14 protein-coding genes and 1 pseudogene are annotated in these 19,057 nt (G+C 69.7%); 8 read left to right on the top strand and 7 right to left on the bottom strand.

What is annotated here, in order from left to right; all coding sequences use genetic code 11:
- Both D7X32_RS24085 and D7X32_RS24080 read right to left on the bottom strand, forming a co-directional pair.
- Positions 1-727, bottom strand: a pseudogene (locus tag D7X32_RS24085) (serine/threonine-protein kinase); the annotation flags it as partial.
- 69 nt (positions 728-796) lie between these two features.
- On the bottom strand, positions 797-1,549 hold the full coding sequence (locus tag D7X32_RS24080; RefSeq protein ID WP_120604920.1) for a TIGR02266 family protein: 753 nt from the start codon (positions 1,547-1,549) through the stop codon (positions 797-799).
- A gap of 104 nt (positions 1,550-1,653) precedes the next feature.
- Between D7X32_RS24080 and D7X32_RS24075 the strand changes: the two genes are divergently transcribed.
- Genes D7X32_RS24075 through D7X32_RS24045 form a run of 7 tightly spaced genes read left to right on the top strand, consistent with a single transcriptional unit; the run spans position 1,654 to position 9,868 of the window.
- Positions 1,654-2,142 (top strand): NADH-quinone oxidoreductase subunit NuoE family protein, encoded by a 489-nt coding sequence (locus tag D7X32_RS24075; protein WP_120604919.1) that lies wholly within the window; start codon positions 1,654-1,656, stop codon positions 2,140-2,142.
- A gap of 37 nt (positions 2,143-2,179) precedes the next feature.
- A complete protein-coding gene (nuoF, locus tag D7X32_RS24070; RefSeq protein WP_120604918.1) occupies positions 2,180-3,520 on the top strand; it encodes an NADH-quinone oxidoreductase subunit NuoF in 1,341 nt (446 codons plus the stop codon).
- Positions 3,517-4,023, top strand: coding sequence for an NADH-quinone oxidoreductase subunit J family protein (locus tag D7X32_RS24065; RefSeq protein ID WP_120604917.1), 507 nt, complete (start codon positions 3,517-3,519; stop codon positions 4,021-4,023). The genes nuoF and D7X32_RS24065 overlap by 4 nt, the downstream gene beginning before the upstream one ends.
- Positions 4,024-4,048: 25 nt before the next feature.
- Positions 4,049-4,351: an NADH-quinone oxidoreductase subunit NuoK gene (nuoK, locus tag D7X32_RS24060; RefSeq protein WP_120604916.1), complete on the top strand. Its 303-nt coding sequence runs from the start codon at positions 4,049-4,051 to the stop codon at positions 4,349-4,351.
- A 25-nt stretch (positions 4,352-4,376) separates the two neighbouring features.
- Positions 4,377-6,605 (top strand): NADH-quinone oxidoreductase subunit L, encoded by a 2,229-nt coding sequence (gene nuoL, locus D7X32_RS24055; protein WP_120604915.1) that lies wholly within the window; start codon positions 4,377-4,379, stop codon positions 6,603-6,605.
- Positions 6,602-8,293 carry a complex I subunit 4 family protein gene (locus tag D7X32_RS24050; protein ID WP_120604914.1) on the top strand — a complete coding sequence of 564 codons (1,692 nt, stop codon included), beginning with the start codon at positions 6,602-6,604 and terminating at the stop codon, positions 8,291-8,293. The genes nuoL and D7X32_RS24050 overlap by 4 nt, the downstream gene beginning before the upstream one ends.
- 15 nt (positions 8,294-8,308) lie before the next feature.
- Positions 8,309-9,868: an NADH-quinone oxidoreductase subunit N gene (locus D7X32_RS24045; RefSeq protein WP_120604913.1), complete on the top strand. Its 1,560-nt coding sequence runs from the start codon at positions 8,309-8,311 to the stop codon at positions 9,866-9,868.
- Between the two features lie 537 nt (positions 9,869-10,405).
- Here D7X32_RS24045 and D7X32_RS24040 read toward each other — a convergent pair.
- The 5 genes from D7X32_RS24040 to D7X32_RS24020 form a co-directional block, all read right to left on the bottom strand.
- A complete protein-coding gene (locus D7X32_RS24040; protein ID WP_120604912.1) occupies positions 10,406-11,857 on the bottom strand; it encodes a sigma-54-dependent transcriptional regulator in 1,452 nt (483 codons plus the stop codon).
- Positions 11,854-14,364 carry an ATP-binding protein gene (locus D7X32_RS24035; protein WP_120604911.1) on the bottom strand — a complete coding sequence of 837 codons (2,511 nt, stop codon included), beginning with the start codon at positions 14,362-14,364 and terminating at the stop codon, positions 11,854-11,856. Before D7X32_RS24035 ends, D7X32_RS24040 begins: the two co-directional genes overlap by 4 nt.
- Positions 14,361-16,289 carry a selenocysteine-specific translation elongation factor gene (gene selB, locus D7X32_RS24030; protein ID WP_120604910.1) on the bottom strand — a complete coding sequence of 643 codons (1,929 nt, stop codon included), beginning with the start codon at positions 16,287-16,289 and terminating at the stop codon, positions 14,361-14,363. Before selB ends, D7X32_RS24035 begins: the two co-directional genes overlap by 4 nt.
- A 27-nt stretch (positions 16,290-16,316) precedes the next feature.
- A complete protein-coding gene (locus D7X32_RS24025; RefSeq protein WP_120604909.1) occupies positions 16,317-17,012 on the bottom strand; it encodes a phosphoribosyltransferase in 696 nt (231 codons plus the stop codon).
- Positions 17,013-17,179: 167 nt separating this feature from the next.
- Positions 17,180-18,073 carry an Hsp33 family molecular chaperone HslO gene (locus D7X32_RS24020; RefSeq protein WP_120604908.1) on the bottom strand — a complete coding sequence of 298 codons (894 nt, stop codon included), beginning with the start codon at positions 18,071-18,073 and terminating at the stop codon, positions 17,180-17,182.
- A gap of 273 nt (positions 18,074-18,346) precedes the next feature.
- Between D7X32_RS24020 and D7X32_RS24015 the strand changes: the two genes are divergently transcribed.
- Positions 18,347-19,030, top strand: a complete 684-nt coding sequence (locus tag D7X32_RS24015) for a succinate dehydrogenase/fumarate reductase transmembrane subunit (RefSeq protein WP_120604907.1) — start codon at positions 18,347-18,349, stop codon at positions 19,028-19,030.
- Positions 19,031-19,057 lie beyond the last annotated feature (27 nt).

Raw genomic sequence — 19,057 nt, 5'->3', positions numbered from 1 at the left:
GCATCGGAGCGGGCGCGGCGGCGAGCGGAGGGGTGATGATGAGCGGTTGGGACGCGCTGGGAACCGGCGCGGTCACCACGACGGGCTGGGGAGCGGGCGGCGGCGGCAGCCCGATGAAGGTCTCCCGGCGTCCTTCCGCCGGGCCTTCCTGGCGAGCCATGGGCTGCGGCGTCGGAATGGGCGGCGGCGGCGCGGCGGGCTGCATCTGGGTCGCGGCCTGCGCCAGGTCCAGCGCCGGCATCGCCACGCGGTGCGTGCGCGACGGCGGCACCGGCGGCGGCCCCACCTGGGACTGGGCGGAGGCTCCAGCGGAGGAAGCATCCACCTCCGCCTCGTCCAGCAGCAGCTCCGGAGGCGGCGGCGGGACGCTCATCGGTTCGTCCTCGTCCAGCGGACGGCCGATGTGCGTGGCGTCCTCCGCCGGCAGGAGCTGATCCGCGAAGAAGTCGTCGACCTCCGACGCGAACCGGTCCTGCAGGTCCCCCTCCACCACCCGCTCACCCTGTTCGGTGAGCTTGAGCTGGGCCTCGCGGTCCATCGCGATGTAGTGGAACTTGCGCAGGAAGAAGAAGTAGTTGTCGAACTCCAGCGAGACGGACGGTTCGAGGGCGGCCTTCACGTCGGCCAGCTTGTTCGAGCGTCCCAGGCGGCCGTTCTCCCGCAGATTCTGCAGGATGAGCAGCGCCTCGCCACTGACGGTGTCACGATGGATGGCGGGCTTCGTCATGGGTGCGCGGACTCTACGCGGCACCCGCCCGGCGCTTCAACGTCTGGTGCGACGAAGAAGCGCCCTGCCCTACCGGATGCGCAGGAGCTGCTTCACCGTCTCCAGCACTTCCACGAACCGCACGGGCTTGCGCAGGTAGATATCCACCCCCAGCTGCATCGCCCGATCCTGGGCCTCCTTGCCGCCCGCGGAGATGGCGATGACCGGGATGCCCTTGAGTTCCTCTTCCTCCCGGATGCGCTCCACCAGGGCGAAGCCGTCCATCACCGGCATGTAGAGGTCCAGCATCACCAGGCTGAAGCGGTCCTCGCGCAGCCGCAGGAGGGCGTGGTGCCCGTCCGGCGCGAAGTGGACCTCCAGCGGCACCTTGCCGTGCAGGTCGTTGCTCGCGAGCTTCTTCAGCACGTAGCTGTACATCTCGATGATGTGGGGGTTGTCCTCGACGATGAGCACACGGTACCCGTCCTGCTCCTGAGGGGTCGCCGCGCTCTCGTTGGGTCCCGCCGCACTCAAGATGTCACCCAGTCGCCGCCGGTCCTGCTCGCTCTCCACACGGATGCCCACGCCTCCCGGCTGATCGGGAGCCGCCAACCGTACCCACGCCACGATCCCGGCGACTTCTACCGGATCCAGCAGTCCCGGGAAAGAAAGAGCAAGCCGAAGCTCGTCCCCCACCGCGAAGAGCTGCTCGGTCTGGACGAAGAAGCCTCCGGCGGACAGGTTTTCCGTGACGTCCCGGAGGGGACGCCCATGGGCGTAGTCCACCCGGAGGATGGTGGGGATACGAGGGTGCTGCCGCTGGTCCGCAGGGTCCAGGCTCATAACAAGGGGTTGAAATCGCTCGGAAATTTGCTGATGGCGGTCCAGTCTACCGCCGAGGGTTTATGTTGACAACGAAGCCATTGCGGCAATACGTACGGCCCGCCATGGCGGAGCCCCTGTTCACTCCTGAAGAGCAGAAGAAGTTCGACGCGGGGATCGCGGAAATCCTCTCGCACTACCCCCCTGATCGCAAAAGCGCCGGCATGCTTCCCGCGCTGCGCCTGCTGCAGGACCTCAAGGGGTGGTTGCCTCCTGATGGTCTTCGGCTGGTGGCGAAGAACCTGGAAGTCACGCCGGAGCGCGCCTACGAGGTCGCCAGCTTCTACGTGATGTACCACCTCAAGAAGCCGGGCAAGTACGTCATCGACGTCTGCACGAACCTGTCCTGTTCGCTGTGGGGCGCGGAGAAGATGCTCGCGTACCTGGAGCAGAAGCTGGGCATGGCCGCCGGGGAGACGAACGACAAGTTCACCCTCCGCGAGACGGAGTGCCTGGCGTCCTGCGGGACGGCGCCCTGCCTGCAGATCAACGAGGATCACCACGAACGCCTGACCCAGGCGAAGCTGGACGCCATCCTGGCCCGGCTGTCGTGAGCCGCTCCTCCCCCTCGCTTTCCTAGGACATTCATCCATGGCCTCTACGGCAAAGGCGGTTGAGTCCGTCATCTCGGCGGCCTGGGGCAAGCCCCAGTCCTGGACCCTGGACAGCTACCGCTCGCGCGGCGGCTACGACGGGCTCAAGCGCGCGCTCACGATGGAGCCCGCCGCCATCATCGACGAGGTGAAGAAGTCCAACCTCCGCGGCCGCGGCGGCGCGGGCTTCCCCACGGGCATGAAGTGGAGCTTCGTCCCCAAGGACAGCCCCAAGCCCAAGTACCTGGCGGTCAACGGCGACGAGTCCGAGCCGGGCACATTCAAGGACCGCTACATCCTGGAGAACGACCCGCACATGATGCTGGAGGGCATCGCCATCGCGTCCTACGCGCTGGGCGTGCACACCTGCTACGTGTACCTGCGCGGCGAGTTCAAGTTCCAGGCGGAGCGCACCCAGGCGGCCATCGACGAGGCCTACAAGGCCGGCATCTTCGGCAAGACGATGCTGGGCAAGGACTTCGCGCTCGACTGCTACGTCGTCCGCGGCGCGGGCGCGTACATCTGCGGTGAAGAGACGGCGCTCCTGGAGTCCCTGGAGGGCAAGAAGGGCTGGCCCCGCCTGAAGCCCCCCTTCCCCGCGGTGGTGGGCCTGTTCGGCAGCCCCACGGTGGTGAACAACGTGGAGACGCTCGCCAGCGTGCCGCCCATCCTCGCCAAGGGCGCGGAGTGGTACGCGAAGCTGGGCACGGAGAAGTCCGGCGGCACGCACCTGGTCTGCCTGTCCGGCTCCGTGAACCGCCCCGGCGTCTACGAGGTGGGGATGCACACCACCATCCTGGAGCTGATCCACGACGACCAGTACGGCCAGGGCATGCCCAAGGGCCGCAAGGTCAAGGCGGTCATCCCGGGCGGTTCCTCCGCGCCGGTGCTGGGCGCGGACGAGCTGGACGTGGCGCTGGAGTTCGAGGCGCTGAAGATGAAGCAGACGATGGCCGGCTCCGGCGGCGTCATCGTGATGGATGACGCCACCTGCATGGTGCGCAGCCTCTGGCGCGTGGCCCGCTTCTACGCGGAAGAGTCCTGCGGCCAGTGCACCCCGTGCCGCGAGGGCACGCCCTGGCAGACGCGCCTCCTGCGAAAGATCGAGGAAGGCCGCGCGGACGCGAGCGACATCGACATGCTGTCGAACGTGGCCTCGTCCATCGCGCCCTACCCTCCCATCGGCCTGGGCAACACCATCTGCGCGCTGGGTGACGCGGCGGCGCTGCCCACGCACTCCTTCCTCATGCGGTTCCGGGACGAGTTCGAGGCTCACGTTCGGGAGAAGCGCTGCCCGTTCGGTGACCACCCCTGGGGTTCCTTCGGAGACTGGTCTTGAACATCGAATTGGTTCTCTTCGGCGTGTTCGCCGTCATGACGCTGCTGTCGGCGGGGCTGGTCATCACCGCGCGGAGCCCCATCAACTCCGCCATGGCCCTGGTGTCGACGTTCTTCTTCCTGGCCGGCATCTACGTGCTGCTCTGGGCGCACACGGTCGCCGTCATACAGGTGCTCGTGTACGCGGGCGCCATCATGGTGCTCTTCCTCTTCGTCATCATGCTGCTCAACCTGGGAGACGCCCCCCACCGCGGCAAGCCCACGGTGACGCGCCTGCTGGGCGGCGCCTCCGCGGTGGGCCTGCTGGCCGTGCTGGGCGTGACGCTGGGCCGCATGGACGCGCAGCCCGCGCGGCTGGACGCGCAGGCCCAGGCGGCGTTCGGAACCATGGCGGCCATCGGCCAGTCCATCTTCACCACCTGGCTGCTCCCCTTCGAAGCGGTCAGCCTGCTCCTGCTGGTCGCAATGGTGGGCGCGGTGGTGGTGGCCAAGTCCCGCATCTGACCTTCAGCGCCTTCCGGACAACCCAATGGTCCCCATCACCTACTACCTCCTGCTGGCCGCGGCCCTCTTCTGCATGGGCATGTTCGGCGTGCTGGTGCGTACCAACGCGCTGGTCGTCTTCATGTGCGTGGAGCTGATGCTCAACGCGGTCAACCTCACGTTCCTGGCCTTCGCGCGCATGCACGGCAACAGCGTCGGGCACGTGTCCGCCTTCTTCGTCATCGCCGTGGCGGCCGCGGAAGCGGCCATCGGTCTGGCCATCGTCATCGCGGTCTTCCGCAGTCGCGGGTCCGTGAACGTCGACGACATCCGGACGATGAAGCACTAACGCCCCGTCACCCCTGAGCGCACCCATGGACGGATCCCTCGTCGAGTTCTTCAGAACCGCACCCATCCCCCCCGAGGTGTTCAGCCCCTCGCTGGGGCTGATCATCCTGCTGCCGCTGCTGGGCGCGTTCGTGTGCGGCGTGTTCGGCAAGTGGCTGGGCCGGGCCAACGTGCACCTGGTGGCGTGCTCCGCCATCGCCGGCGCCTTCGTGCTGAGCCTGCTGGCCTTCTGGGCCACCAGCGACGCGGCGGGCGGGCGCGTGGTGAGCATGGTGAACCCGTTCGGCCTCGAGCGGGACACCATCCGTTACGCCATCGCGCACGACTACGGGACGTGGTTCGCCGCGGGTGACTTCCGGGTGAACTTCGGCCTGCTGGTGGACCACCTGTCGGGCATCCTGCTGCTCATCATCACCGGCGTCGGCTTCCTCATCCACCTGTACTCCACCAGCTACATGGAGCACGACGATGGGTACTGGCGCTTCTTCGCGTACCTGAACCTCTTCGTCGCCGCGATGCTCACGCTGGTGATGGCCGACAACCTGGTCCTGCTCTTCGTGGGCTGGGAGGGCGTCGGTATGGCCAGCTACCTGCTCATCGGCTTCTGGTACACGGACAGCGCGAAGGCGTGGGCGGGCCGCAAGGCGTTCGTCACCAACCGCATCGGTGACTTCGCGTTCCTCATCGCCACGTTCCTGCTCATCCTCACGGTGGGCGCCTTCAACCGCCAGGCGGACGCGCGGGACTACAACGCCGCGGGCAGCAGCCGGGCGCGCTACGAGCAGGGCATCTCCCAGAGGGGCCCCGTCACCTTCAAGGGCCTGGAGAAGATGGCCCTGGCCCTGCCGGAAGGCACGGGCGGCGCGGTGTCCCTGGCCACGCCCATCGAGTCCGGGCCGCTGGCCGGCTACACCTTCGGCGGCGTGATGACCGCCGCGCTGCTGCTGTTCCTCCTGGGCGCGGCGGGCAAGAGCGCCCAGCTGCCGCTGTACGTCTGGCTGCCGGACGCGATGGCCGGCCCGACGCCGGTGTCCGCGCTCATCCACGCCGCCACGATGGTGACCGCGGGCGTGTACCTGTTCTGCCGCATGAGCTCGCTGCTCGTGCTCTCCCCCACCGCCATGGCGACCATCGCCATCGTGGGCGCGCTCACGTCGCTGCTGGCGGCGCTCATCGCGTTCGCGCAGGACGACATCAAGAAGGTGCTCGCCTACTCCACGGTGTCCCAGCTGGGCATCATGTTCATGGGCGTGGGCATGGGCGTCTTCTGGGCCGCCGCGATGCACCTGATGACGCACGCGTTCTTCAAGGCCTGCCTCTTCCTGGGCGCCGGCAGCGTGATGCACGGCAACGGGGACGAGACGGACATCAAGAAGCTGGGCGGCCTGTGGAAGGAGATGAAGTGGACGCACGCCACGTTCCTCATCTCCACGCTGGCCATCACGGGCATCTTCCCGTTCATGTCCGGCTTCTTCTCCAAGGACGCCATCTTCCACGGCGTGCACCACAACCACCTGCACGGGCTGGAGTGGGTCTCCACCTTCGTCTACGTGATGGGCCTGCTCATCACCGCGTCCACGGCGTTCTACATGTCGCGCGTCTACCTGCTCACCTTCACGGGCAAGCGGTCCAAGGAAGCGAAGCTGGCGCACGCGCATGAGAGCGCGTGGCACATGACGCTGCCGCTGGTCATCCTGGCGTTCCTGGCCTTCGTGACGTTCGTCTACGCCCTGCCCCTGATGCCCCGCACGGGCGGCGGGATGCAGCCGGTGTTCGAGAACTTCCTCTCCCCCGTGCTCCGCCCGGCCGAGGCGGTGGCCCGCGCGGCGGAGACGGTGCACCTGGACACCAGCACCCCGGCTGTCGGGGACTACTTCTTCGCGTGGCTGGTGGCGCTCTCCGGCGGCGCGGCGGCGGCGTTCGCCTACCTGAAGTTCTTCCCCTCGCGGGTGGGCCAGCCCGTGCCGGCGTTCGCGCGCGCGGTGCGCCGCACGGCGGTCAACAAGTTCTACGTGGATGAGCTCTACGAGTTCATCATCATCCGGCCGGTGAAGTTCACGGCCTTCATCCTCTTCCGCGTGGTGGACGCGCTCGTCATCGACACGGTGCTGGTGCGCGGCACCGCCTACGTCACGGAGAAGGTGGGCCTCGGGTTGCGCCGGCTCCAGACGGGTGACGCGCAGGCCTACGCCGCCATCATGGCGCTCGCCATCCTGGGCGGCGCGGTCTACGCCCTCCTGCAGGTGCTTTCATGAGCTTCTTCGACACCCACCTGTTGAACGTCGTCATCTACCTGCCGCTCGTGTTCGCGGCGCTGGTGCTGATGCTGCCCTCCACGGAGCACGGGCAGGTCCGCACCATCACGTTCGTGGGCATGCTGCTGGACCTGGTGTTCGGCGTCTGGGCGTACTTCCGCTTCGAGCCCTCCGGCGCGGAGTTCCAGATGGAGTTCCGCGTCCCGTGGTTCCAGCAGTTCGGGATGAGCTACCACCTGGGCGTGGATGGCCTGGCCGTGAGCCTGCTGCTCCTGACGGTGTTCCTGGGCCCGCTGGTGGTGCTCGCCTCCACCACGTACATCCAGCACCGCATCAAGGAGTTCCACCTGGCGCTGCTGGTGCTCCAGACGACGATGCTGGGCGCGCTGGCGTCCATGGACGTCCTGATCTTCTACATCTTCTTCGAGGCCATGCTCATCCCCATGTACCTGATGGTGGGTGTGTGGGGCGCCGAGGACCGGCGCATGGCGGCGGTGAAGTTCTTCCTCTACACGCTGGTCGGCTCGCTGCTGATGCTGGTGGCCATCGTGGCCGTGTACTTCATCAGCGGCGGCCCGGGTGTGCGCTCGTTCGACTACGGCACGCTCTACAACAACCTGCTCGCCGCCAATCAGCAGCTGGCCGCGTGCGCCAACGGACCGGAGGGCGCGTGCGCGAACCTCCTTCCGCTGGCCGCCACGCTGCACACCTACGGGCCGTGGATGTTCGCCGCGTTCGCGCTGGCGTTCGCCATCAAGGTCCCCATGTGGCCGGTGCACACCTGGTTGCCGGACGCGCACGTGCAGGCGCCGGTGGCGGGCTCCATGATCCTGGCCGGCGTGATGCTGAAGATGGGCACCTACGGCTTCTGGCGCTTCGCGATTCCGCTCTTCCCCGTGGCGGCGCACGCGGCCCGTCCGTTCCTCGCGGTGCTGGCCGTCATCGGCATCGTGTACGGCGCGCTGATGTGCCTGGCGCAGCGGGACATCAAGAAGCTCATCGCGTACTCGTCCGTCAGCCACCTGGGCTACTGCATGCTGGGCCTGCTCGCCGTCACCGGTGAGGGCGCCACGGGCAGCGCGTACCAGATGCTCAACCACGGCATCTCCACGGGCGCGCTGTTCCTCCTGTTCGGCTTCCTCTACGAGCGCCGCCACACGCGCCTGATGTCCGACTACGGCGGCATCGCCAAGGTGATGCCGGTGTTCACCGCGGCGTTCGTCATCATCACGTTCTCGTCGGTGGCGGTGCCGGGCACCAACGGCTTCATCGGCGAGTTCCTGGTGCTGATGGGCACGTTCAAGAGCACCCTGCCCCTGGGCTTCGGCGCGTTCGCAACCCTGGGCGTCATCCTGGGCGCGGCGTACATGCTGTGGATGGTGCAGAAGGTGTTCTTCGGCAGCATCACGCACCGGGAGAACCAGCACCTGCGCGACATGAACCTGCGCGAGATGCTCACCACGGCCCCCTTCATCGTGCTGGTGGCGGTGATGGGCCTGATGCCGCAGCCCTTCCTGGACCGCATCGCTCCGTCCACGGACCGCTACGTGGCTCGCGCCAGCGTGGGCGCTCCGGGCGCCACCCAGGCGAAGGACGACCAGCTCCGCGTGGAGGTGATGTCGCTGCCCTCCACCGCCGCCGCGGCCCGCCCCTCCGTTCCCGCCGCGCCGCTCGCCGTTCGCGAGTAGGCCCCGAAAGACTCCATGAACCTGCCAAATCTCACCCTGGCGGATTTCCTCCCCATGCTGCCCGCCATCATCATGGTGGTGGCGGCCTCCGTCCTGCTGTTGTCGGAGGTGTTCCTCTCCGCGACGGCGTCCCGCGGCTACCAGGCGGTGCTCACCGTCGTGGCGGCGGCGGCCAGCGGCGCCGTGGCCGTGGGCCTGATGTTCGAGCCGCCGCAGGAGGTGTTCCTCGGCTTCGGCGTGCTGGACCCCTTCTCCAGCTTCCTCACCCTGGTGGTGAGCGTGGGCCTGGCGCTGGCGGCGCTGAGCGCGGTGGGCTTCCTGCGCCGGCGTGGCGCGGAGCGCGGTGAGTTCTACGCGCTGATGCTCTTCGCCTCCGCGGGCATGAGCCTGCTGGCGATGTCGTCGGAGTTCATCACCATCTTCGTCAACATCGAGGTCCTCTCCATCGCGACGTACGCGCTGACGGCGTACCTGCGCCGCGGCACGCGCCCCAGCGAGGCGGGCTTCAAGTACTTCATCCTGGGCGCCTTCTCCTCCGCCATCCTGCTGTACGGCACGGCGCTCCTGTACGGCGCCACGGGCACGACGAAGCTCAACGACATCGCGGGGCCGCTGCAGCAGGCGCTGACCACGTCCCCGGCGCTCGTCTACGTGGGCGCGGTGCTCATCGCCGCGGGCTTCGCGTTCAAGGTGGCGGCCGTGCCGTTCCACATGTGGACGCCGGACGTGTACGAGGGCGCCCCCACCCCGGTGACGGCCCTCATGAGCGCGGGCGTGAAGGCGGCGGCGTTCGCGTCGCTGGTGCGCGTGTTCGTCACGGTGGGCAAGGGCATGGACCCCAAGCTGCCGCTGATGCTCTTCGCCACGCTGGCGCTGCTCACGATGGTGGCCGGCAACCTGATGGCCATCCCGCAGCGCAACGTGAAGCGCATGCTGGCGTACTCCTCCATCGCGCACGCGGGCTACCTGCTGCTGGGCGTGGCGGCGCTGTTCGTCGCGGCCCCGGGCGAGCACTTCCGCCTGCTGGCCGCGTCCTCGCTGTCCGGTGGCACGCCGCTGGACGTGGCCCGTTCGGACGCGCTGCGCGGCATCCTGTACTACCTGCTGGCGTACACCTTCAGCGCGGCGGGCGCCTTCGCGATGGTGTCCGCGCTGGAGCGCCGCGAGGACGAAGAGAAGGGAACCGCCTGGGACCTGGAGCGCTTCGCGGGCCTCGCGCAGCGCCGTCCGGGCTACGCGTTCGCCATGGCGGCCTTCATGCTGTCACTGGGCGGCATCCCCCCCACCGTGGGCTTCATGAGCAAGCTGCTCATCTTCCAGGCCGCCATCGACGTGGGCCTCGTGGGCCTCACGGTGGTCGCGGTGCTCAGCAGCGCGGCGGGCGCGTATTACTACCTGCGCGTCGTGGTCTACATGTTCATGCACCCCGTGCCCGAAGGCGCGCAGCCGCTGGAGCGCAACTGGGGCACCGAGGCCGCGCTGGTCATCTCCACCGTCGCCGTCGTGCTGCTGGGCATCCTCCCCGGCCACGTCACCGACTGGCTGGCCCAGGCCGGCACGCTGTTCGGCCAGTAGCCTCACGCCGGCAGTTCGCGGCACCCGACGCCCGCCTCGGCCCCTGGCCCTGGCGGGCGTTGTCGTTGCGGGGCAAAGCGTGGCTCACGGCGTCATGGCCGTGGGCGCATTGCAGAAGTGAAATGGTTCCGCGCCGCGTCATGCGGGGCGGCTTCAAGGCGGCGGACGATGCGGGAAGCGGAAAAGAAGGCGGCCCGGCACCCGTGAGGGTGTCGGGCCGCGGGTCTTCTCAAGGTGACACACCGGAAGTGCTGAAAGGGTGGGGGGGAACCACTTTCAGCCTCGCTTCGATGCGTCCCGACCTAGCCTTTAGCAGGTGCCGTGCCAGAGCCCGTACGGGACGAAACTCTAGAGTTCTCAAGCACTTGGACGACAGGGCGACACTCCAACCCCCACCCTTCCCCATTGCAGCCCTGAAATCGCGTTTCAGGGATGAAAACACCCAACGAATTCAGGAGGTTGGTTTTTTCATCCGTGAACGGGGGTGATTTCGGATCTGAACTCGTACCGGGAGGCAGGGTGAAGTCCGCTGGCAGGCTATTCGCGAGCGCCCGCGGGGGGCCGGAGGTTCAGGCGCTTCATCTTCCGCCACAGCGTGGTGGAGGAGACGCCCAGCTCATCGGCCACGCGGGCCAGGTCCACGCCGTGGCGCTCCAGCGCCTGGATGATAGCGCGGCGCTCCGCGTCTTCCACCACCGACGCCAGGGTGGGGCCCGTGGCTTCCGTCCCCGTGGCTCGGACCGCGTCCGTGGGTGGCAGGCCCGCGGCTTCAGGGGTGGTGGCGGCCGGGAGCACGCGGCCCTGGGGGCGCAGCGGGAAGTCCTCGGGGAGCAGTTCGTCCGCCTCCGCCAGCGCGGCGGCCTGCTCCACCAGGTTCTCCAGCTCGCGCACGTTGCCGGGGAAGCTGTACGTCATCAGGTGCTCCACGGCGAGCGCGGACAGGCGCCGGGGCCGGGGGCTGCGGGCATTGGCGCGCTCCAGGAAGTGCTCCGCCAGGGCGGGCACGTCCTCCAGGCGCTCGCGCAGCGGGGGCACGCGCAGCATCACCACGTTGAGGCGGTAGTAGAGGTCCTGGCGGAAGCGCTTCTCCTTCACCTCCAGCTCGATGTCGCGGTTGGTGGCCGCGGCGATGCGCACGTCCACGCGCAGCGCGGTGGACTCGCCCACGCGGCGCACCTCGCCGTCCTGGAGCGTGCGCAGGAGCTTGGACTGGAAGGTGGGGCTCGTCTCCGTCACCTCGTCGATGAAGAGCGTGCCGTTGTCCGCTTCCTCGAAGAGGCCGCGGCGCGTCTTCACCGCGCCGGTGAAGGCACCCTTGGCGTGGCCGAAGAGCTCGCTCTCCAGCAGCGTTTCGCTGATGGCCGCGCAGTTGACGGGCACGAAGGGCTGGCCGCTGCGGCGGCTGTGCGCGTGGAGGGCGCGGGCCACCAGCTCCTTGCCCGTGCCGCTCTCGCCCTGGATGAGGACGGTGGCGTCGCTCTGCGCGACGCGCAAGAGGCGCGTGGTGAGGTCCCGCATCGCCTGGCTGCGGCCCACCAGCGCGGACAGACCATGGCGCTGGTTGAACTCCGTGGCGAAGTTGGCCACCGCCGCCTGGAGCTTGGCCCGGTCCAGGGCGCGCTCCACGCGGTAGCGCAGCTCGCCTTCCTTGAAGGGCTTGGTGACGTAGTCGTACGCGCCCAGGCGCATGGCCTCCACCGCGCTGTCGATGGAGCCGAAGGCCGTCATCATGATGACCTGGAGGCGCGGGGCGACCTCCAGCGCGCGCTTGAGCAGCGTGAGCCCGTCCATGGGCTCCATCTTCAGGTCCGTGAGGAGCAGGTCCACGCGCCCCTGCGCGAGCACGCCCAGGGCCTCCTCGCCGGTCGCGGATTCGGAAACGGTATAGCCCTCCGCGCGCAGGAGCAGCGCGGTGGTGGCGCGCATGTTGCATTGGTCGTCCACCACGAGGATGCGTCCTCGGGGAACCGGGGTGGTCGCGTCGGTCATGAGAGGGACTGGGGCTGCGTGAGCGGCAGCCAGAAGGTGAAGGTGGTTCCGCGTCCGGGGGCGCTCTCCACCGCGATTTCGCCGCGGTGCTCCTCCAGGATGCGCTTCACCACCGCCAGCCCCAGGCCGGTGCCCTGGGCCTTGGTGGTGAAGAAGGGTTCGAAGACGCGGTGGAGCAGTTCGGCCGGGATGCCCGGTCCCTGGTCCATCACGTCGATGCGCAGCTGTTCGCGTCCGGCGTGCGTGTCCCGGCGCGCATGCACCCAGACCTCGCCCCCCTGCGGCATGGACTGGATGGCGTTGACGGCCACGTTGAACAGGGCCTGGCGGATCTGCCGCCGGTCCATGGGGACCGTGGTGATGCCGTTTTCCACCTCCACGTGGACGCGCACCGGGCGCTCCGTGGCGGCCTGCGCCCGCGCGGCTTCGAAGGCGTCCTGGAGCACGCGCAGCAGGTCCTCCGGCTGGAGCACCGGGTTGCGCGGGCGGGTGAAGTCCAGCAGGTCGGCCACCATCCGGTTGAGGCGGTCGCTTTCTTCCGCGACGATGTCCAGCAACATCGCGGTGTCGCCCGTGGGACTCATGATGCGCCGGAGCGTGGCCACCGCGTTGAAGATGACGCCCAGGGGGTTGCGCACCTCGTGGGCGACGATGGCGGACAGCTCGCCCAGCGCGGCGAAGCGTTCACGCTTCACCATCTCCGCGCGGGTGGCGGCCAGCTCCGCGTAGCTGGCCCACAGGGATTCGTAGAGGCGCGCGTTGGCGATGGACAGCGCCAGCTGGCCGCACGTCGCCTCCGCCAGCTCGATGAGCTCCGGGCCGAAGGGGCGCGGGCCGCGCACGTCGTCCACCAGCACCACGCCGATGAGCTCCTCGCGCGAGGTGAGGGGCAGGCCCAGCAGGGCCTTCTCGCCCAGCCGGTCGATGAGCACGGCGCTGACGGAGATGTTCGCCGACGTCAGGTCTTCGACAGCGATGGGCTTGCGCCCCAGGGCCACGCGCGCGGCCAGGTCCTCGCTGTCGAGCGGCACGACCACCGTGCGGAACAGGTCGCGGTGGGCCGCCGATGCCGCCGCGCCGCGCAGCACCTTGGCCTGTTCGTCGTAGAGCAGGATGAAGCAGTTGGACACGTCCAACAGGTGCACCAGGAAGTCGGACGCGACGTCCAGGATGCTCGCCGTCTCCAGCACGCCCGACGTGGTGCGCGACAGGTCCAGCAACAGGCGCGTCTCCGTGAGCTGGCGCGCGGACTCCGCCCGGAGGCGGCGCTGTTCCAGGAGCGTCACCAGCAGCTCCGCGAGCGTGGACAAGAGCCGCGCGTCGCGCTCGTCGAAGGGGCGCTCCTTCGCGCGCAGCGCCTGCACCACGCCCACGCTCTCACCGCCCCGGGTGAGCCGCGCCGCCGTCCCGCTGCCGAAGCGGCCCTGGGACAGCGTCTCCAGCGCGCGCCCCTGCGCCTCCGACGACAGCACGCCCCCGTCCTCCCGCAGCGACGAGGCCAGCAGCACGCCGGTGGCAGGGACCGCGTCCGAGTCACTCCCCTCCTCCAGCCCCACGTGGGCGGAGAGCCGGGGAGCCTGGCCGGGTTCGGAGGTGACGTGCAGCGCCACCGCGCGGGCCTGGAGCAACTCCGCCACGCGCGCCAGGAAGGTCTCGGGCGGAGGGGGCACGGGCTGCGCCACGAAGCGCGCCATCTCCGCCACCGACTCCACCTCCCAGCGGCTGCGAGCGCCGTCCGCCTGGAGGTGGGCGTCCGCGAGCGCCGCGCCCACCACCTTCGCGAACAGCGTCAGCACCGAGCCGTGCCGGGGCGCCACCCAAGGGCCGGCCACCCACAGCACTTCCGACTGAGGCCCGCCCACCGGCAGGTACGCGTGCGTGGGCTGCGCCTGATCCGCGCCGCCGAACACCGGCCGCCCGTCCGACAGCGCCTCCAGCGCCAGGTGCGAATCCGCCGGCAGGGACACGCCGTCGCGCACCACCAGCCGCGTGCCGTCCCAGCGCAGGATGCGCGCCCGGAAGCCCGCGGCCTCCAGGCCCGCCAGCGCCACGCGCCGCACGCCCTCCTCCGAGCGCGCGGACACCAGCCCCGCGGACGTGTCCACCAGCCGCTCCGCCACCATCAGCTCCCTGGGGCGGTCCGCCAGCACCATACAGCTGAGCAGCAGGCCGAAGCCCCCGCCCTCCAGCCGCAGGGTGCTGGCCTGCACGAAGACCTCGTCCGCCGTGCCGTGGACACTGGCCACCCGGTAGAGCTGCGGGCGTCCATCCAGCGGCGCGCCCGTGGACAAACGCTGGAAGCGGTCCCCCATCCGGCTGCGCTCCTCCGGCTGCACGAAGTCCAGGAAGGAGCGGCCCACCACCTGCTCCATGGGCAGCCCCAGCAGCCGCGCGTACGCGGCATTCGCCACCCGGACGCGCCCCTCTCCCGCCAGCACCAGCATGGGCTGGGCGAAGGGCTCCACCAGGGCGCACAGCTCGTGCTCACTGTAGACCTTGGGACTCATCCGCGACGCAGCACCCGTTTGTCCCCCACCCTCAACGTGACCTTCTCCCGGTCGAAGTACTCCGACAGGGGGATGGTGAACTTGCGGCTCTGGCCCACCAGTTCCTTGAAGCCCTGCGTGGTGATCTCCTTCTGGTCCTTCAGGAACGTCACCAGCCGTCCCCGCAGGTCCTCCAGCGCGCTCGCGTCGAAGCACAGCTCCTCGCTCACCCGCACGCCCGTGCCCGCCGCCACCAGCACCTTCAACAGCTCCTGCAGCTTCACGGGCCCAAGCCGCAGCTTCTGCGCCAGCTCCGTGACGGTGGGCGGCGCGAGCCCCGCCGCGGACAGCTCCGCGGACAGGCGCGTGCGCGCGGCCTCGTCGCCCAGCGTGAGCGTACGACCCCGGCCCTGAAGGCGCACCAGGTCCTTCTCCGCCTCCACGCTGCCGGAGTCGACCAGCGCCTGCACCACCCGCTGGAACAGGCGAGCGTCCAGTTGAGAGGAGAGCCGCTGACGGAGCTCCTCGCGTGACAGGCCCTCGCGCATGGGCTCACGTTCGTGGAACGCGGCGAGCAGCGCGAGCGAGCGCTGGCGCAGGCCCTCGAACACGTCCTGCGACACATAGAGCCGCTTGTCGCGGTCCACCAGCAACACCTGCCCCTTCGCGCCCAGAAGCTCCAGCGTGCGCGCGAGCACCTTGGGCGACAGCCCCGAGCGGCCGAACAGCTCCGTCTGCGTGAGCCCCGCGTAGCCCGCCTGCCGGAGGAGCCACGCCACCTGCCCCGCCGCGTCCGCCTCCAAGAGCGGCCGCACCACCGAGGACGCGCCCCGGCGCCGGCGCGGCGGCGTGATGGAGAGCACGCGCCCCCCGGCCACCGTGGCGCCCCGTCCCGGCAGCGCGCGCGAGCCTCGCAGGATGAAGCGCTGTCCGACGAGCGCCCCCACCGGCGACTCCAGCCGCAGCTGCGCGAGCCCCGTCTCCCCCGGCGCGAGCGAGTCCAGGTCCAGCAGCGCCACCGTGGCCTCCACCTGCGCGGTGCCCAGGTGCAGGAGCAGCTTGCGGCGCTTGGGCAGCGGAGATTCCGCGGCGGGCAGCAGCGTCAGCTCCACGTCCAGCATGGACGTCTCCGGCAGCTCGCCCGCGCGCGTGAGCACCATGCCCCGGTGCACGTCCTCCGTCTGCACGTCCGTCACGTTCACCGCCGCGCGCTGCCCCGCCTCCACGCGCGCCACCGGCTGCCCGTGCACCTGCACGCCCCGGACGCGAAACGGGCCCGGACGCGCGCCGGTCACCGAGGGAAGCAGCGACACCGCGTCGTCCACCGCCAGCGCGCCGGACAGGAGCGTGCCCGTCACCACCGTGCCGAAGCCCTTGATGGTGAAGGCCCGGTCCACGGGGAGGAACACGGGGCCTTCGGAGGGCCGCCGTGGCAGCGCCGCGCCCGCGCGGCCGAGCGCCGCCTTCAGCTCCGGCAGCCCCGCGCCCGTGCGCGACGACACCGCCACCACGGGCGCGTCTTCCAGGAAGGTGCCAGCGGTGAGCGCCGCGAGGTCCGCCTCCACCAGCGCGCGCCAGTCGTCACCCAGGGTGTCCAGCAGGTCCGCCTTGGTGAGCGCGATGACGCCCGCCTTCACGCCGAGCAGGCGGCAGATGTCCAGGTGCTCGCGCGTCTGGGGCATGACGCCTTCATCGGCGGCCACCACCAGCACCGCCAGGTCCACGCCGCCCGCGCCCGCGGCCATGGCCTTCACGAAGCGTTCGTGGCCGGGCACGTCCACCACGCCCGCCACCTGGCCATCCGCCAGGGGCAGGTGGGCGAAGCCCAGCTCCAGGGTGATGCCGCGCCGCTTCTCCTCCGGGAGCCGGTCGGTGTCCGTGCCCGTCAGCGCCTTCACGAGGGACGTCTTGCCGTGGTCGATGTGCCCCGCCGTCCCGATGATCATCGCCGCGTCAGCGCCCTTCCGCTGGCCTCAGGCTCCGGCCTTGTCCGGGTCGTCGTCGAAGTGCGCGTCGCCCATCACGGGCTCGTAGTCCCACGGGAAGACGAAGAGCGAGTCCGTGGACAGCCCTACGTGGTCCGGCGTGAAGCCCTCCGGCCGCGCAATCAGGCACGCGGTGCGGATCTCCTTCGCGCCCACCTTCTTCGCGAGCGCCGTGGCCAGCTCCAGCGTGTCCCCGCTGGACGCGATGTCGTCCACGATGAGCACGCGGCGGCCCTTGAGCTCCGGGGGCATCTCCCCGCTCACCTGGGGCTGGCCGCGCTCCTGGGTGCGCTCGGCCTTGTCGCGGCTGCGGCGGCTGATGCGCACGGGGAAGAACTCGCAGCCGAGCGCGCCCGCGAGCGCCCCGCCCACGAACACGCCGCCGTGGGCCACGCCCACCACGGCCTGCGGCTCCCACGACTGGCGGATGGTGCGCGCCAGCTTCTGCACCTTGCGGTCGAACTCCGCCCACGACAGCTCCACGACGCCGGTGGACTTCTGCCGGGACTGGTCGCGGCCGGTGGGTTGGCGCGGCGCTTCGACTTGCGGCGCCAGCACCAGGTCATTGGGAATGGAGACGAGCTTCTCCGCCCCTTCCTTCTGGGCGGCGGAGGGCACGGCAGGCTTCGGGGAAGGGTTGCGCTGGTCCTGGGACTTCGGCGGCGCTGCCCGCTTGATGGCCACGGCGAAAGCTCCGGGTGAGGTGCGGCGGCCCTGTCATATCCCGAGCACCGCGACCCCGCCACAACCGCCGCGCCTGCTTCTTGGGACGATGTGAAGCGCTGAAACCTCCCCGCGGCGCAGGGAGGATGTCTGTCTTCAAAACAGCACCCCCGTCCCTGGGGACTCCGTCAGGCGCTGCCCTCCGTGAGCATCTGCTGGATCTCCGCGCCGGGGATGACATAGCGCGTCGTGCAGAACTGGCAGGTGGCCTCCGCCTGGCCTTCCTTCTCCAGCAGGTCCTGGAGCTCCTCGCGGCCCATGGCGAGCAGCGCGAGCTTCACGCGGTCGCGGCTGCACGAACAGGTGAAGCGCAGCGGATAGCGCGACATCACCTCCAGGTCCGCCTCCGGCACCAGCGAGCGCAGCAGTGTGAGCGCCCCGTCCTGCGCGTGCGCCTGCACGGCCGCATGGAACTGCGCCTTGAGCCGGGTGCCCAGCGCCTTGAACGCGTCCCGGTCCCCGTTGGGCAGGGGCTGCACGAGCAGGCCCACCACGGTGCCGAGCGCGTCCTCCTGGCCGTCCACCACGCCGGGCAGCTGCGTCATCATCAGGTGCGAGGGCACCTGATCCGACTGGTGGAAGTAGCGCTCCAGGTCCGCCACCAGGTCGAAGTGCTCCAGCTCCACGGACGAGCGGTAGTACTCGCCGCCGCCCTGGTCGCGCAGCACGGACAGGAAGCCGTGGTTCCCCAGCACCGGGCGCCAGTGGTAGCTGCCCTCCGTCCCCACGTACTCCACCAGGGTGTTCTTCACGTAGCCGCGCACGACGCCGTTCGCGTCGCCGTCCACGAACAGGCCGCGCAGGGGGCCGTCGCACTCCAGTTGCAGGTTGATCCGGGAGTCCGTGCCCTTGCGGAGCGCGCCCATGAGGGCGGCGGCGGTGAGGCCCTGGGACAGGAGGGCGGCGGAGGCCGGCATGCTCTGGTGCGCGGCGCGGGCCTGGCGGGACAGGGCCCCGGTGGTGGCCAGGACCAGGCGCAGGTCCGAGGCCTTCAACAATCCACTGACGAGCTCATCGGGCATAGGGCTGGTTAGCGTGCCCCACCCGGTCGCGCCCGCCAACGGAAGAGGGACAGGGACGGGACGCCCGCCTGGCGGCCAGCAGTCAGGGCGGGGGGCTGGCATCGCCCGGGCTTATGAGTCGGTGTCTTGCGGCTGGCACGGACAGATGCGGAAGAAATCCAGCCGGCGTGACGGAACGGCTATAAACCGCCCGTTGGCCGTATCACCCAGGCCCTGACTTGGGCTCGCGGGGGTCCTCCACCCCACCCATCCGCGCGCCCCGCTGGAGACTCGATGAGCACCCAAGCCACCGCCGAAGCCCTCACCGACCGCAATCCCCTGTTGAAGTCGCGGCTGGGCTCATTCCTCGCCGTGGTGCCCCTGAGCTTCTGGGTCATCAACCATCTGTGGGACAACCTGTCCGCCTTCTACGGCGCGACGGCCTGGGAAAAGTCGGTGACGGAGTACGCGAACCCGTTCGCCCAGGCGTTCACGTTCATCATCGTCATGCTGCCCCTGCTCATCCACGCCGCGTGGGGCCTGGTGCGCGTGTTCACCATCAAGCCGAACAACCTCGCGTACAACAACTACGGCAACCTCAAGTACATCGTGCAGCGCGTGGCGGGCCTGGGCGTGCTCGCGTTCCTGGGCGCCCACATCTGGCTGGCCTTCCTGCACCCGCGCCTGGTGGAGGGCCACGCGGAGCCCTTCGCGGACATCGCGCGGGAGATGCGCTTCCACGGTCCCACGCTGATGGTCTACCTGCTGGGCACGCTGGGCACCGCGTACCACCTGGCCAACGGCCTGCAGACCTTCGCCATGGGCTGGGGCATCTTCGCGAGCGACCGCTCCATGCGCCGCTTCGAGCCCGTCTCCATCCTCATCTTCCTCATTCTGCTGGCCATGTCCTGGGGCGCCATCTACGCCCTCTACACGGCGGGCGCGGCGTACGGCCCGGCGGGCCTGGACGTCGGCTGAAGCAGGCGTTGAAGCCGGAGCGCCCTT

Origin of the sequence: Corallococcus carmarthensis, assembly GCF_003611695.1 — a bacterium.
In the GTDB taxonomy this organism is placed as follows: domain Bacteria; phylum Myxococcota; class Myxococcia; order Myxococcales; family Myxococcaceae; genus Corallococcus; species Corallococcus carmarthensis.
Note: the sequence above shows the minus strand (reverse complement) of the source record. Positions and strands in the feature narration are given on the sequence as shown.